This window comes from Haloferax larsenii (assembly GCF_024730625.1).
In the GTDB taxonomy this organism is placed as follows: Archaea; Halobacteriota; Halobacteria; order Halobacteriales; family Haloferacaceae; genus Haloferax; species Haloferax larsenii.
The window spans coordinates 1,745,550-1,760,637 of record NZ_CP078063.1; the positions used below are offsets into that span (position 1 = coordinate 1,745,550).

12 protein-coding genes are annotated in these 15,088 nt (G+C 62.6%); 8 read left to right on the plus strand and 4 right to left on the minus strand.

Annotation, left to right across the window (positions count from 1 at the left end):
• Window positions 1-18: 18 nt before the first annotated feature.
• The 3 genes from KU306_RS09115 to KU306_RS09125 are packed head-to-tail and all read right to left on the minus strand — an operon-like array spanning window position 19 to window position 3,654.
• Entirely contained in the window at window positions 19-846 is an 828-nt protein-coding gene (locus tag KU306_RS09115; protein ID WP_258301763.1) for an ABC transporter permease, read from the minus strand.
• Entirely contained in the window at window positions 843-1,622 is a 780-nt protein-coding gene (locus KU306_RS09120) for an ABC transporter ATP-binding protein (RefSeq protein WP_258301764.1), read from the minus strand. The genes KU306_RS09115 and KU306_RS09120 overlap by 4 nt, the downstream gene beginning before the upstream one ends.
• A complete protein-coding gene (locus tag KU306_RS09125) occupies window positions 1,615-3,654 on the minus strand; it encodes a NosD domain-containing protein (protein ID WP_258301765.1) in 2,040 nt (679 codons plus the stop codon). Before KU306_RS09125 ends, KU306_RS09120 begins: the two co-directional genes overlap by 8 nt.
• Before the next feature lie 113 nt (window positions 3,655-3,767).
• Between KU306_RS09125 and KU306_RS09130 the strand changes: the two genes are divergently transcribed.
• Window positions 3,768-5,468 (plus strand): acyl-CoA mutase large subunit family protein, encoded by a 1,701-nt coding sequence (locus KU306_RS09130; RefSeq protein ID WP_258301766.1) that lies wholly within the window; start codon window positions 3,768-3,770, stop codon window positions 5,466-5,468.
• 161 nt (window positions 5,469-5,629) lie between these two features.
• Window positions 5,630-7,624: an acetate--CoA ligase gene (gene acs / locus KU306_RS09135; RefSeq protein WP_258301767.1), complete on the plus strand. Its 1,995-nt coding sequence runs from the start codon at window positions 5,630-5,632 to the stop codon at window positions 7,622-7,624.
• 12 nt (window positions 7,625-7,636) lie between these two features.
• Here the strand turns inward: acs and KU306_RS09140 are convergent, their stop codons facing one another.
• Window positions 7,637-7,891, minus strand: coding sequence for a hypothetical protein (locus KU306_RS09140; RefSeq protein WP_007538898.1), 255 nt, complete (start codon window positions 7,889-7,891; stop codon window positions 7,637-7,639).
• A 196-nt stretch (window positions 7,892-8,087) separates the two neighbouring features.
• On the opposite strand from KU306_RS09140, the gene KU306_RS09145 reads away from it, so the two are divergent.
• The 6 genes from KU306_RS09145 (at window position 8,088) to KU306_RS09170 (ending at window position 15,087) form a co-directional block, all read left to right on the plus strand.
• Window positions 8,088-9,698: a long-chain-fatty-acid--CoA ligase gene (locus tag KU306_RS09145; protein ID WP_258301768.1), complete on the plus strand. Its 1,611-nt coding sequence runs from the start codon at window positions 8,088-8,090 to the stop codon at window positions 9,696-9,698.
• Window positions 9,699-9,938: 240 nt separating this feature from the next.
• On the plus strand, window positions 9,939-11,330 hold the full coding sequence (locus KU306_RS09150) for an ABC transporter substrate-binding protein (RefSeq protein WP_425499521.1): 1,392 nt from the start codon (window positions 9,939-9,941) through the stop codon (window positions 11,328-11,330).
• A 127-nt stretch (window positions 11,331-11,457) separates the two neighbouring features.
• On the plus strand, window positions 11,458-12,426 hold the full coding sequence (locus tag KU306_RS09155) for a branched-chain amino acid ABC transporter permease (protein ID WP_007538901.1): 969 nt from the start codon (window positions 11,458-11,460) through the stop codon (window positions 12,424-12,426).
• Entirely contained in the window at window positions 12,423-13,589 is a 1,167-nt protein-coding gene (locus tag KU306_RS09160; protein WP_007538902.1) for a branched-chain amino acid ABC transporter permease, read from the plus strand. The genes KU306_RS09155 and KU306_RS09160 overlap by 4 nt, the downstream gene beginning before the upstream one ends.
• Window positions 13,589-14,347 (plus strand): ABC transporter ATP-binding protein, encoded by a 759-nt coding sequence (locus KU306_RS09165; RefSeq protein ID WP_007538903.1) that lies wholly within the window; start codon window positions 13,589-13,591, stop codon window positions 14,345-14,347. Before KU306_RS09160 ends, KU306_RS09165 begins: the two co-directional genes overlap by 1 nt.
• Window positions 14,344-15,087: an ABC transporter ATP-binding protein gene (locus KU306_RS09170; protein ID WP_007538905.1), complete on the plus strand. Its 744-nt coding sequence runs from the start codon at window positions 14,344-14,346 to the stop codon at window positions 15,085-15,087. The genes KU306_RS09165 and KU306_RS09170 overlap by 4 nt, the downstream gene beginning before the upstream one ends.
• Window position 15,088: the final 1 nt, after the last annotated feature.

Genomic DNA, 15,088 nt, shown 5'->3' on the forward strand with positions numbered 1-15,088 from the left:
TCTTCTCTTCCGAGTTCGCTACTCGACCGGCTTCCACGCCGTCACCACTGCCACGAAGAGCGCCCCTGCGAGCCAGCCGCCGAGCCCCACGAGCGCCACCAGTGGCGTCGTCGCCTGACCAGTCTCCACAGCGACACCGAAGACGAGCGACCGAAACGCCCCGTTCGGACTCAGGGCGAGCAGGTACGGGACAGTGTCGATGCCGAACTGCCCGGTTGCGAGTCCGGCGACTGCCGCGGCGTCGATGCCGACGACGAAGGCGACGAGCAAGCCGACGGCGAGAGCGATTGCCTGCCGTGCGGTTCGGGCCGCGGCGGAGACGGCGAGCGCGACCGATGCAGTCGAGAGCGCGAACACGACCGCGAGCACGGTAAAGCGGGCGAACGCGACCGGCGAATCGGCAGCCGCATTCAGTGCCAAAAACGTCGGTTTCTCCGGTGACAACACGGGAACGGTCGCGGCCGCGACGAGGAGCGACCCGAAGACGACGGCGACGAGTGCGAGGCTCCGGCCGAGGAAGACGCCGCCGACGTAGGCGGGCCGGGACACACCGAACGTCCGCAGAACGTCCAACTCGCCGCTCCGTCGGTCCGAAAGCACCGTGCGGTAACAGAGTGCGAACCCGAGAAGCGGGACGAGCGCCTCGACGAACGGGAGTAAGTCGAGGACGAGTGGGACGTACCCGCCGCGAGCGCCGGAGCCGGCGGCCGCGACGCCGACGACAGTCAAGGCGAACACGACCGAGAGCGCGACGACGGCAGGCGTCCGAACGACGGTCCGGAGTTCGCGGGTCGCGATGGTGACGAGGTCGTCGACGGCGCTCGTGAGGTCCTCGGCGGCGCTCATCGACCCGCTACCTCCTCGGTCGAAACGAGCGTCCCGAACGCAGTCTGGAGGTCCGTTGCCTCCGCCGATTCGACCAACTCCTGCGGCGACCCAGTTGCGACGAAGCGCCCGCCGTCGAGGACGACGACGCGGTCGGCCGTCCGCTCGACGGGACCGAGGTTGTGCGACGAGAGCACGACGGCCGTTCCCTCGGCTGCGAGTTCCGCGACGATTTCGAAGAGCCGTTCGACCATCCCCGGGTCGAGCCCGCTTGCGGGTTCGTCGAGGACGACCACGTCCGGGTCGCCGACGAGTGCCCGGGCGAGTCCGAGGAGTCGCGTCATCCCACCCGAGAGGGCTTCGACGCGGCGGTCCGCAGCCTCGCTAAGGCCGACGCGGTCGAGCGTGGTGCCGACGTCCACATCCTCCTCGACGAACTGCGTGTAGAACCGGAGCGTGTCGGCCACGGTGAACCCCTCGCGGAATTCGGGGCGCTGCGGGAGGTAGCCGACGCGAGTTCGGTCTCCTGCGCCGACCGTGACAGTCCCAGCATTCGGTGCCCGAACCTTCGAGAGGAACTGGAGCAGCGTCGTCTTCCCCGAGCCGTTCGGGCCGACGAGCGCGACAATCTCGCCCGGTTCGACCGTCAGCGAGAGGTCGTCGAGGACGACCACGTCGCCGAAGGCGTGCGAGAGTCCGGACGCGTCGATTACAGGCGACTTGGACTCTGTGTCGGCGAGTACTGTCGAGTCGGGTTCGGACGCAACTTCACTGACCGCGCTCTCTCCATCAGACATTAGCTTCCTCCGTCATGGTCGTCTCTGCTGTCGTATTCGTTCCTCGCGCTGCAGTCGATTCTCTCGCGGCGGTTGTGTCGTCTCTGTCGAGGGTTGTGCCGCCTTTGCCGAGCAGTGTGCCGTCTCCCCCGAGAATGCTCGCGAGCGTCGCTGGCCGCACTGGCTCGGTTCGCGGTGCCGCATCGACGACGCCCGACCCCCGGAGCCCGGCGACTTCGTCGCGGGCGCTTCGGAGGGCGTCCATCACGGGCGACCGCGACAGCACGAGCGCTCCCGGGTGGCGACCGAGTTCGGCGTCTATGGGGCCGGATGGCTGGAACGCTCGGTCGTACGCACCGTCCCGGTCTTCGTCGGCGAGTGGCAGGTCGCCCCAGTAGTTCCCCTCGCCGTCGGTCGTCCACGTCCGCATGGGACCGAGCGTCGATTCGACCTGCACGTCGTTGCCGACGATGTCGTTTCTGACGACGACGTTCGTCGGGAACGTCGAACTGCCGCGGACGCCGATATCGTTGCCGACGACGACGTTTCGCGTGTACACCTGCCGGTCACCGCTGACGTCCATGCCGTACTCGTTGTTGGCGAACACGTTGTCGGCGACGTAGGTGTTGCTCCCGGCGGGAATGAACCCGAAGTCGGAGTCACGGATGTCGTTTCCGACCACGAGATTGCCCACGGGTCGCGTCATGATGATGACCCCGATTCGCTCGTCTCGGACGACGTTGTCGGCGACGAGCATATCCGAGGTGTACATCTCGTGGACGCCGTAGCGACCGCCCTTCATGTAGTTGTCGCGGACGACGCTCCCGTCGGCGCGGTGGGTGTAGACACCGTCTCGGCCTTCGAGGAGCGTCGAGTGCTGGACGACCGACGGTTCGCCGATGAGCACGATACCCATGAAGCCCTCGGAGGGAGTCGCGGCCCCGCGGATAGTGAGATTGTCGAGGACGCTGTCGGCGCTCTCGCGGACGATGACGCCGCTTGCGGGCGTGTCGATGCTGACGTTGCGGAGCGCCGAGTCGGTGGCTCCGTCGAGGACGACACCGGCGTCGCCGCGGCCGTAGGCGAGTTGGACGCGCGTGTCCCAATCGACCGACTCGTTCGTGGCGCGAACGCGCCGGGTTCCAACGCTGCCGACACCGGAAATCGAGAGATTCCCGACTGCCGCTTCGTCGGCCCGAACGTGGACCACCGTCCCGTTTCCGTCGCCGACGAGGTGCGTCGCGTTCCCAGCGCCGAGGAGCGTAATCGACCGATTCACGTCGATGCTGTCGACGGAGTAGGTGCCCGGCGGGACGTAGACTGCGGTTCCCTCGGGCGCGGATTCGACGGCCGCCTCGATGGTTGGTGCGTCCTCGCCGACGACAGTCGAGACCGGACGGTCGAACAGCGGTTCACGTGCAGCAGTGGTCTGGTCGGCCCAGTCGTGGTGGGATTCGACGGACGATTCGAAGGCGTCGAGTCGCCCCGAGAGCGAGCTTTCGGACCGCTCGCGGAGCGTTTCCCAGTCGACGACCGTTCCACCGTATTCGTCGGTGAACGACCGTGCTGCCGTGGGGTCAGAGAAGGGAACGACAATTGGCCCAGATGGGATGCGGGCGTCAGAATCGACGACGAACACCGCATCGGAGGCCTCGACCCAGCCGGGATGGCGGTTGTGTTCGGTCCGAAGATAGTCGTCTTCGTCGAGGACCGGCGAGACGGTGGCGTAGTCGCTGACGAACACCGCAAGCGGGTCGCCGAACTGACGAGCGCTCTCTGGTGACGCGACATCCGCGGCGGCGGTTCCGACACCGTAGTAGCCGATGATGTACCGATACCGGGAGAAGTGCGCCTGCGCGACCGGCACTTCGAATCCGTCGGTCTTGGCTTGCTGGACGTCGACTGCGGTCCCGCCAGTTTTCACGGTGTCGTCGAAGGAAACGGGCGAGACGGTGCCCGACACTGGGACGACGAAGGAGACGCTGGCGAGGACGAGCACGAGTGCGGCCACGCCAGCGACCCATCGCGTCGCAGTCGGGGTTACGAACGCCATCGAGTGTTCGTCTCCTCTAGGGATGGGGTCAGTGATAGGCGCGATGGTCTGGCCGTCGAAGCGGGTTGTCGGATACCCGAATCCTTAATCATCGTCCATACGACTCCCTGTGTATGTACGACGACGAGGACCTCGAATCGATTCGAGAGGCTCGCGACGAGTGGGAGGAGGAGACTCGCGACCCGTTCTTGGAGAAGGGTGGCGAGCGGAAAGACCGCTTTGCGACCGTCTCGAACCACGAGGTCGACGACCTCTACACACCAGACGACGTTTCGGACCTCGATTACGAGGAGGACCTTGGGTTCCCCGGCGAGGCACCATACACACGCGGCGTGTATCCGACGATGTTCCGCGGGCGGACGTGGACGATGCGACAGTTCGCCGGCTTCGGGACCGCCACGGAGACGAACGAACGGTTCCACTACCTCATCGAGAACGGCCAGACCGGGCTTTCGACGGCGTTCGACATGCCTTCGCTGATGGGGAAGGACTCCGACGACCCGCTTTCGGACGGCGAAGTCGGGAAAGAGGGCGTCGCGGTCGACACGCTCCGCGACATGGAGATTCTCTTCGACGGCATCGACATCGGCGAAGTCACGACGTCGTTCACGATCAACCCCTCTGCGCCGGTCATCTACGCGATGTACGTCGCGCTCGCCGACAATCGCGGCGTGTCCCGTGAGCAAATCGGCGGGACCTTCCAGAACGACATGCTCAAGGAGTTCATCGCGCAGAAAGAGTGGGTCATCCCGCCGGAACCCTCGCTGAAACTCGTCACCGACACCGTCGAGTTCGCGGCCGAGGAGACGCCTCGAATCCGCCCCATCTCCATCTCCGGATACCACATTCGTGAGGCTGGTTCGACGGCGATTCAGGAACTCGCGTTCACGCTGGCTGACGGCTTCGCCTACGTCGAGGACGCGATGGACCGCGGGCTCGACATCGACGAGTTCGCGCCGCAACTGTCGTTCTTCTTCAACTCCCACAACTCCATCTTCGAGGAGGTCGCGAAGTTCCGCGCCGCTCGGCGAATCTACCACGACGTCATGTCCGAGTGGTACGGTGCCGAAGACGAGCGCTCGAAGCAACTGAAGTTCCACACCCAGACGGCCGGGCAGTCGCTGACGGCTCAGCAACCGCTCAACAACATCGTTCGCGTGACCATTCAGGCCCTCGCGGGCGTCCTCGGCGGCACGCAGTCGCTCCACACCAACAGTTTCGACGAGGCGCTGTCGCTGCCCACCGAGGAAGCAGTCACCGTCGCCCTCCGGACCCAGCAGATTATCGCCGAGGAGTCCGGGGCGGCCGACGTCATCGACCCGCTCGGCGGGAGTTTCTTCGTCGAGAAACTCACCGACGAAGTGGAAGAAGAGGCGATGGCCTACATCGAGGAGATTCGCGAGATGGGCGACGGCTCGGTTCGCGACGGCATCCTCCACGGCATCGACGAAGGGTACTTCCACCGCGAAATCAGCGACGCCTCCTACGAGTACCAGTCGCGCGTCGAAGAAGGCGAAGAGGTCGTCGTCGGCGTCAACAAGTACACGTCGGACGAAGACACCCGCCCCGACGTGCTGCACGTCGGCGAAGAGGTACAGGACCGCCAGATAGAGCGCCTCGAATCGGTCAAAGACGAGCGCGACGACGAGGCGGTCGAGGAAGCGCTCGACGAACTCAGAGAAGCGGTCGAAGCTGGCGAGAACGTCATGCCCGTCCTCGTCGACGCGGTCAAGACGTACGTCACGATGGGCGAAATCATGGACGTGTTCGCCGACGAGTACGGTACGTACCGTGAGACTATCGGCGTGATGTAACGTCGGGTAGCGCTCGTTTCGCCTTCACACACACCTCTCCTGAATCTCTTTTTCGACTGGTCGAGAGACTCGACTCGACGCGTTGCCCCCGCCCAAATCGCCTGACATCGGTGGGTACTACATAGGTTTATGACGTATGATAGTGCTAGTTAACACACACTATGGTAGACAGTGACGGAGATGGGGAACTCGAGGCACGGCTGGTGGAACAAGAGGAGTTCGAACCGTCGCGGGAGTTCGTCGAGCAGGCGAACGTTTCGGACCCGAAGATATACGACGAGTTCGAGAAGAACTGGCCGGGGTGCTGGGAGCAAGCGGCGGCGTTGCTGGACTGGGATTCTCCTTACGACGAAGTACTCGACGATTCGAACCCGCCGTTCTACGAGTGGTTCACGGGTGGCAAACTGAACGCCTCGTACAACTGCCTCGACCGACACGTCGAAAACGGCGACAAGAACCGGGTCGCCATCAAGTGGGAAGGCGAACACGGAGACACACGGACGTACACGTATCAGGACCTCTCCCGCGAGGTCAACGAGTTCGCGGCTGCCCTTCGCGACCTCGGCGTCGAGGAAGACGACGTGGTGACGCTCTACATGCCGATGATTCCCGAGTTACCCATCGCGATGCTGGCGTGTGCCCGAATCGGCGCGCCGCACTCGGTGGTCTTCGCTGGATTCTCGGCCGAGGCGCTCGCGACGCGGATGAACTCCGCGGACTCTCGATTCCTCGTCACGTGTGACGGCTACTACCGCCGCGGCGACCCGCTCGACCACCTCGACAAGGCGAACGAGGGACTCGACGGCGTCGACCACGGCGTCGATGCGGCGGTCGTGGTCGACCGTCTCGGCGACGACGGCTTCGGCCACGACCTACGGGGCAATCAGCACGACTGGGACGGCCTGCTGGACGAGCACTCGGGAGACCGGGTAGACCCAGTCCAGCGCGACGCCGAGGACATGCTCTTCCTGATGTACACCTCAGGAACCACGGGCCAGCCGAAGGGCGTCAAACACACGACGGGGGGCTATCTGTCGTATGCGGCGTGGACTTCTCACGCGGTGCTGGACATCGAGAAGGAAGACACCTACTGGTGTGCAGCGGATATCGGCTGGATTACGGGTCACTCGTACATCGTCTACGGGCCACTCGCACTCGGCACGACCACGGTGATGTACGAAGGCACCCCCGACTACCCGAACCGGTCGCGCCTCTGGGAACTCGTCGAGAAGTATGCAGTCGATATCTTCTACACCGCGCCGACGGCGATTCGGGCGTTCATGAAGTGGGGTACGCAGTTCCCCGAGAGACACGACCTGTCGAGTCTGCGCCTCCTCGGCACGGTCGGCGAGCCAATCAACCCGCGTGCGTGGAAGTGGTACTACAAGCACATCGGCGACGAAGAGTGCCCAGTCGTGGACACGTGGTGGCAGACCGAGACGGGTGGGATGATGATTACGACGCTCCCCGGCGTCGGCAACATGAAGCCCGGCTCTGCCGGACCGCCACTTCCCGGTGTCGATGCGAAGGTCGTCGATACGGGCGGTGAAGAGGTCGAGGCCGGACGCGCTGGCTACCTCACGGTCAACAAGCCGTGGCCGGGGATGCTTCGGACGCTGTACAAGAACGACGAGCGGTTCATCGACGAGTACTGGCGCGAGTACTCCGATACCGACAGCGACGACCCCGACGACTGGGTGTACTTCCCCGAAGACGGGGCGAAAATCGACGACGACGGCTACATCACGATTCTCGGCCGCGTCGACGACGTCATCAACGTCTCCGGACACCGCCTCGGAACGATGGAAATCGAGTCGGCAATCGTCGGCGTCGAAGGCGTCGCCGAAGCCGCCGTCGTGGGTGGTAAACACGACGTGAAAGGAGAAGCTGTCTACGCCTACGTCATCACCGAAGAGGGGCAAGCCGAAGACGACGAGATGCGCGACCGAATCGTGCAAGGCGTCGAAGACGCTATCGGACCGATTGCACGGCCGGAACAGGTTCTGTTCACGCCCGAACTGCCGAAGACGCGCTCGGGCAAAATCATGCGTCGTCTCCTCGAAGAGATTGCGAACGGCGAGGAACTCGGAGACACGACGACGCTTCGGAACCCCGAAATCGTCGAGGAAATCCAGCGCAAGGCCGACGCCAGATAACCGACGCAGACCTCAGCGGTCTGCCTGCTCGTTTTCTTCTATCCAGGCGGACAGCGAGGTTTCGTCACGGAAGTACAGTCGCTCGCGGACGCTGTCGCGTTCGAGGACGACCATGAGGTGTTTCTCCGAGAGGTCGATGTGTTCGCCGCTGTACGCGCACGGTTCGATTCGGTCGTCGCCCGGTCGCCAGAGTCGATGCGGCGCGACGCGGACGATGGTCTCGCCGTCGCCGGCGAGGGTGAGTCCGGTGTAATCCGACAGAGCCATACGACGGCTACGGCTTCCACGACTAAGTTATTTTCTTGTATAGTTATTGTAGAAATATAGTCTCTAGCCACGGTATTCGAGGGGTATTGTCTGCTACCTATGCGAACTATTCACATCGTCTAGTGGGCGGTTGTCCTACGACATTTGGAACCACCCTGCATATTTATCCCGAATGTTACTGAAGGAAAACCCACACATGGAAAAACCACTTCTCGTGACCGACTTCCTCGACCGCGCTCGTCGGTACTACGCCGACGAGGAGGCGGTCGTGGCGACGACAGGTGAACGCTTCTCCTACGCCGAACTCGGTGAGCGAGCAGACGGGTTCGCTGCTGCACTGCAGGCACGCGGCATCGAGAAAGGCGACCGGGTGGCGGTTCTGGACCCGAACACGCATTACCACCTCGAAGCGGCCTACGGGTCGATGCAGGTGGGTGCGGTCCACATGCCGCTGAACTACCGTCTCGTTCCGGCCGACTTCGAGTACATGCTGAGCGACGCCGACGTGAAGGCCATCTACGCGGACTACGCCTTCGCGGAGAAGATAGAACAGATTCGCGACGAGATTCCGACGGAGGTGTTCATCACCAACGACACCGACGAGGTGGACGGCGAGTGGCTGGACTTCGACGAGGCCGTCGCCGAGTCGACCGACTACGACCGCCCGGAGATGTCCGAAGACGAAATCATCACCATCAACTACACCTCGGGGACGACGGGTGACCCGAAGGGGGTCTGTCGAACCCACCGCGCCGAGACGCTCCACGCGTACCTCATCTCCATGCATCAGGAGATTTCGGACGACGACGTCTACCTCTGGACGCTTCCGATGTTCCACGTCAACGGTTGGGGTCACATCTACGCCATCACCGGACACGGCGCGAAACACGTCTGTACTCGCGGTGTCGAGGCGGCAGACGTCCTCGACGCGATTCGAACCGAGGACGTGTCGTATCTCTGTGCGGCACCGACCGTGCTCAACATCCTGATGAAACACTACCGCGACGAAGGCGGTGTCGAGACGACCGGGGCGAACCCCGTTCGGGCGGCGACTGCGGGCGCGACCCCACCAGAGGCGACGATTCGCACTGTCGAAGACGAGTTCGGCTGGCGACTGATGCACGTCTACGGGGCGACCGAGACGGGGCCACTCATCACCACGTCGGAAGCCAAGCGCTTCCTCGACGGTGATGCGGACCGATTCTCTATCAAGAAACGACAGGGAATCGGCTACCTCGGCACCGACGTTCGTGTCGTCGACGACGACGGCGAAGACGTGCCGTGGGACGACCAGACAATCGGCGAAATCGTCGTCGCGGGCAATCAGGTGATGGACAAATACTGGAACAAGCCAGAAGAGACAGAAGAGGCGTTCACTGCGCGACGAGAGGGGTACTATCACATGGGAGACCTCGCGGTCGTCGACGAGAACGGCTTCATCAGTATTCAAGACCGAAAGAAGGACATCATCATCTCCGGCGGCGAAAACATCTCCAGCATCGAACTGGAGGACACGCTCTTCGACCACGAGCAGGTGTCTGATGTCGCGGTTATCCCGGTCCCGTCCGATGAGTGGGGTGAGTCACCGAAGGCGTTCGTCGTCCCGATTAGTGGTGACTCGGACAACCCCGGCGTGACCGAGACGGCACTTATCGACTTCTGTCGTGACCGAATCGCGACCTACAAAGTGCCGAAAGAAATCGAGTTCGTCGAGGAACTCCCGAAAACCGCGACCGGAAAGATTCAGAAATACGAGCTACGAGAACGCGAGTGGGAAGACGAGGGTCGGATGGTCGGAGAGGGGTAGTCGTCCCCATATCCCGTCAAGCGACTTTGACGGGCGTTTCAGCGATTGTATGTCGAATCGGCAGACCGTGGTAGTGTTCTAGAGGTTGTAATTTCCTGGTGAAAACATATTATCAGGGAATGTTGTTGGGTGTGGTAAGTATTATCATACCAATATGAGTCAACACCTTTGACACATGTTATCATTGTTGTAGGTGGTATGTACATAACAATTATTAACGAAGTATCCGCCGGTAGTGCCATGGCACGGGATACCAAGCCACTCAATCGGCGAGATGTGTTGAAGGCGACCGGGGCTGTTGGTACGGCTGGTTTAATTGGGCTGGCTGGCTGTACAGGCGGCGGCGGTGGCGACGGCGGAGATGGCGGCGACGGAGGCGGTAATGGTGGCGGCGGGGGTGGTGACGACTACCCCGCATTGGGCAACTTCCCCATCGAAGGCGACAAGGCGATTTTTGGATTCAACGTCCCGCAGTCCGGACCGTACGCGTCTGAAGGTGAAGACGAACTCCGAGCGTATCAGCTCGCGGTGAAGCACCTCAACAACGGTGGCGGCTGGGTCGACTCGCAGTTCGACGACCTCTCCGGTGACGGCGTGCTGGGCTACGAAATCGACTACGTCGACGGCGACACGGCAACCGACGCCGACCAAGCGCGGCAGTCGGCGTCCGGGATGGTCGAGCGCGACAACGCCATCATGATTTCCGGCGGGTCGTCGTCTGCGGTTGCAATCGCAGTGCAAGGGCTGTGTCAAAACGAGAAGGTCATGTTCATGGCCTGTTTGACGCACTCGAACGACACCACTGGGAAGGACTGTGTCCGCTATTCCTTCCGCGAGATGTTCAACGCCTACATGACCGGGCAGGCGCTGGCACCGGTCGTCAAGGAGGCCTACGGGAGCGACCTCAAGTTCTACCAACTGTACGCCGACTACAGTTGGGGGCAGACGCAGCAAGCGTCGATGGAGCAGTTTATGACCGAAGTTGCTGGATGGGAGCAAGTCAAATCCGTCGCGACCCCGCTCGGGACGACGGACTACTCGACGTATCTCTCGGAGGCGCAGAACTCCGGTGCAGACGTGCTCATCCTCAACCACTACGGTCTCGACGGTGCGAACTCCGTCCAGCAGGCCGTCGACGCGGGCATCGACGAGGATATGGAGATTCTCGTCCCGCTGTACAACCGGCCGATGGCCGAGGCGGCAGGCGGCGCAATCGAGGGCGTCTACGGAACCGTCGCGTGGGACTCCCAAATCGACAACACTCCGTCTCAGGAGTTCACCGACGCGTTCAGCTCCGAGTACGACCGGACGCCGTCCGGTCCGGCACAACTCGCGTACGCTCAGACGCTCCAGTACGCTGCTGCAGTCGAGCGTGCGGGGACCTTCTACCCACCGGAGGTCATCAAGCAACTGGAGGACTACGAGTACGACAACGTCGGCATGGGCGCAGAGACCATGCGCGGGTGTGACCACCAAGCACAACGGGACGTGCCCGTCGTTCAGGGGCTTCCAGCGTCTGAACAGGAGGCCGGCAAGTACTTCGAGATTGTCAACGTCACGAGTCGCGACGACCTCGGATACGGCTGTGACGCAGGCCCGGCCGCCGAGTGTGAACTCGGGTCCTACGAGTAAGACCTCGGTTCCCACACTGGTATCTTAATGAAAATTAACTACAGACAATTGCGCACACGTAAATGAGTATGCTTAACACACCCATGAAATCGCATAATTCGAACGACTCCAAGGGGGGTGAGAAAGTGTGAGCCTCTTGGCCGACATCGTCGTCATCCTGCTCAACGGGCTTCAGCAGGGAGCGATATACGTTCTGTTGGCTGTCGGGCTCTCTATCATCTTGGGGACGCTCAAGTTCGTCAACTTCGCCCACGGCGCGCTCTATCTCCTCGGGACGTACGCGGGGCTGTTCGTCGCGCTGAGCGTTCCGCTATCCAATGGAAAACTCCAAGAGTGGGGATTCACGAGTTTCGGCCTCGACTGGGGATTCTTCGCCGCACTGGTGCTGGTCCCGCTCGTGGTGTTCGTCGCCGGACTCCTCATGGAACGCTTCCTCGCCCGCTCGTTTTACGACCGCCCGGACACCGACCAGATTCTGGTCACGTTCGGTCTCGCAATCGTCGTCCAAGAACTGTTCCGCGTCCTCTTCGGGAGTAACAGCCTTCCGTTCGAGCAGCCGGAACGCATCCTCTCGGTCGGGTCGTTCGCAGGGATTCCGGTCTCCGGTCCCGTTGCACTCCCCATCGTCGGCAACTTCCCGCAGTGGCGACTGTGGGTTATCGGCATCACCGCGGTACTCGTCTTGCTCGTCTACGTGCTGGTCGAGTTCACCGACTTCGGTCTCGTCGTCCGCGCCGGGACCCGTGACGCCGAGATGGTCCGACTCCTCGGCATCAAAATCACCCGTCCGTACATCGTCGTCTTCGGTATCGGTGCCGCACTCGCCGGCATCGCTGGCGTCGTGGGCGGCCCACTGAACGTCGTCAACCCGACTATCGGGACGAACATCCTCGTGCCCGCGTTCCTCACCGTCGTCATCGGCGGCGTGGGCAGTATCGCGGGGGCAGTCCTCGGCGGTGTCATCTTCGGACTCGCCACGGCGACTCTCGTCGCTTTCGCACCGGCGTGGTCGCAGGTCGGACTGTACGCGATTGCGGCTATCGTCCTCCTCACCAGGCCACAGGGACTCCTCGGTGACGAGGAGGTGGCACCATGAGCGAAAAGACAGACACTGCGACTGCGAGCACAGACACCACGACGAGTACGAAGAGCGAGACCGCCTTCGGCGGGAGTCTCTCCGAGCGTTGGGAGCAACTCCGCGGCAGAGAGGGTACGGTGGTCGGGCTGACGGCAATCTTCGTGGCCGTCTTCCCGTGGCTCTTCGCCCGTGCACCGGTCATCTCTGATTTCGTGCAGGGCTACCAGAGCCTCGCGACGCTCATCCTCATCTGGGGCATCTTCGCCATCGGCTTCGATCTGCTGTTAGGCTACACCGGGCTGCTCTCGTTCGGCCACGCGGCCTTCTGGGGCGGCGCCGCCTACGCCTCGGGTATCGTCGCGAAGAACGTCTCCGGCGACCCAATCGTGATGGTCGTCTCGGGGACGCTCTTTGCCGTCCTCTTGGCGTGGGTTCTCGGATTCCTCTCGCTTCGTCGCGGTGGCATCTACTTCGCCATCCTCACGCTGGCGTTCGCACAGATGATGTACTTCATGGCGGCGTCGCCACTTGCGTTCCTGACCAACGGTGAAAACGGTCTGACCGGCGTCGAAGTCGGGAGTCTCTTCGGGATGATTCACCTCGAAGCTGATATCCCCGCGTTCGGCGGGATGCTCCTCGGTACGTGGCTCTACGCCTTCGTCGGCCTGTTCTTCGTCGGTGCGGTGGCCGTCGCCTACCGCATCCTCAACTCGCCGTACGGGATGGTCTTCCGTGCGATTCGCGAGAACGAACAGCGCGCCGAGTTCGTCGGCCTCAACGTCTGGCGCTACAAGCTGATGGCGTTCATCATCTCGGGGGCGTTCGCCGGTGTCGCTGGCAGCCTGTTTACCATCCACGGGTCGTACGTTCCGCTTCAGTCGCTGTTCTGGACGGAATCCGGTGACATCGTCGTCATGACTGTCCTCGGTGGCGCGGGGTCCATGTTCGGCCCCGTCCTCGGCGTCGGGTTGTACCTCTACGTCGAGAACATCGTCAGTACGATTCAGGCGCTGACGATTCCCTTCACGGACATCGTGCTCATCAAGGACTTCGGGTTCTACTGGCACCTGCTTCTGGGGGCCATCTTCCTCGTCGTCGTCTGGGTCGTTCCGGACGGCCTGTGGGGAATCCTCAGTCGTATCCGCGAGTTCGTCTCCGCCAAACTCGGGGGTGACCGCTGATGCCCCTGTTAGAGACCGAAAACCTCGTCAAAGAGTTCGGCGGCCTCGTCGCCACCGACGACGTGAACCTCACCGTCGAGGAAGACGAGCGCGTCTCTGTCATCGGCCCGAATGGGGCCGGGAAATCGACGCTCATCAACCTCATCACGCGACGACTCGACCCGACGAGCGGCGACATCCGATTCAAAGGCGAGTCTATCGTCGGTCTCGACCCGCACGAGGTAGTCCAACTGGGCGTCTCGAAGTCGTTCCAGACGGCGTCTATCTTCCCGGACCTCACGGTCAAAGAGAACGCCGAGATTGCGGCGCTCGCTGCGGAACGCGGCGCGTTCGGGTTCGAGTTCCTGAAACACCGAAACAGCCTCACCGACGTTCACGAAGTCGCCCGCGACACGCTCGACTCGGTCGGTCTCCTCGACCGGTCGGACACCGTCGCGACCGACCTCCCGTACGGCGACAAGCGCCGACTGGAGATTGGCATCGCTCTCGCCAGCGAACCCGACTTGCTCCTCATGGACGAACCGACCGCCGGGATGTCCCCCGAGGAGACGAAATCGACGGTAGAACTCATCGAACAGGTCAAACGTGAACACGGACTCACGTTCGTCCTCGTCGAACACGACATGGAAATCGTCTTCAGCGTCTCCGACCGCATCGTCGTCCTCAGTCGCGGTGGCATCATCGCCGAGGGGACGCCCGACGAGATTCGCGGAAACGAGGCCGTCCAAGAGGCCTACCTCGGAGGTGTCGAACTATGAGTCTCCTCGAAATCGACCACATCGACGCCTACTACGGCGAGAGCCACATCATCCGCGACCTCTCGATGAGCGTCGAAGAGGGCGAAATCTGTACGCTTCTCGGCCGCAACGGTGCCGGGAAGACGACGACGCTCCGGTGTATCGCAGGGGCGACGCCGCCGGACGTTCAAGACGGCTCGATTCGGTTCAAAGGAAAGGACATCACCGGTGTTCCCGCCGAGGACGTGTCGGTAAACGGTATCTCGCTCGTCCCAGAGGAACGGCGCATCTTCCCGAATCTCTCTGTCGCGGAGAACCTTCACCTCGCGGAAGTCGTCAACAACAAGTCCAACACGTGGGGGCGATCGCTCTCGTTCGGCCACGAGGGGATGACCACCGAAGAGGTGTACGACCAGTTCCCGCGACTGGACGAGCGGCGAGACCAGCGGGCGGGGACGCTCTCCGGTGGCGAACAGCAGATGCTCGCCATCGCCCGCGCGCTGAAACAGAATACGGACCTGTTGCTCCTCGACGAACCTTACGAGGGTCTCGCGCCGAAGATTATCGAGGACGTCGAGGACGCGGTCCAGCGCATTAGCGACGACGGGACGACCATCCTCTTGGTCGAACAGAACGCGGCGGCAGCCATCAACCTCGCCGACCGCGCGTACGTCATCGACCAGGGTGGAATCGTCTTCGACGGAACCGCAGACGAACTGCGCGACGACGAAGAGACCCGCGAACGATACCTTGGTGTCTAAC

What these genes read in the sequence shown, in the direction of transcription:
- KU306_RS09115 (WP_258301763.1), bottom strand. Translation starts at nt 846, where the DNA reads ATGAGCGCCGCCGAGGACCTCACGAGCGCCGTCGACGACCTCGTCACC.
- KU306_RS09120 (WP_258301764.1), bottom strand. Translation starts at nt 1,622, where the DNA reads ATGTCTGATGGAGAGAGCGCGGTCAGTGAAGTTGCGTCCGAACCCGAC.
- KU306_RS09125 (WP_258301765.1), bottom strand. Translation starts at nt 3,654, where the DNA reads ATGGCGTTCGTAACCCCGACTGCGACGCGATGGGTCGCTGGCGTGGCC.
- KU306_RS09130 (WP_258301766.1), top strand. Translation starts at nt 3,768, where the DNA reads ATGTACGACGACGAGGACCTCGAATCGATTCGAGAGGCTCGCGACGAG.
- acs (WP_258301767.1), top strand. Translation starts at nt 5,630, where the DNA reads ATGGTAGACAGTGACGGAGATGGGGAACTCGAGGCACGGCTGGTGGAA.
- KU306_RS09140 (WP_007538898.1), bottom strand. Translation starts at nt 7,891, where the DNA reads ATGGCTCTGTCGGATTACACCGGACTCACCCTCGCCGGCGACGGCGAG.
- KU306_RS09145 (WP_258301768.1), top strand. Translation starts at nt 8,088, where the DNA reads ATGGAAAAACCACTTCTCGTGACCGACTTCCTCGACCGCGCTCGTCGG.
- KU306_RS09150 (WP_425499521.1), top strand. Translation starts at nt 9,939, where the DNA reads ATGGCACGGGATACCAAGCCACTCAATCGGCGAGATGTGTTGAAGGCG.
- KU306_RS09160 (WP_007538902.1), top strand. Translation starts at nt 12,423, where the DNA reads ATGAGCGAAAAGACAGACACTGCGACTGCGAGCACAGACACCACGACG.
- KU306_RS09165 (WP_007538903.1), top strand. Translation starts at nt 13,589, where the DNA reads ATGCCCCTGTTAGAGACCGAAAACCTCGTCAAAGAGTTCGGCGGCCTC.
- KU306_RS09170 (WP_007538905.1), top strand. Translation starts at nt 14,344, where the DNA reads ATGAGTCTCCTCGAAATCGACCACATCGACGCCTACTACGGCGAGAGC.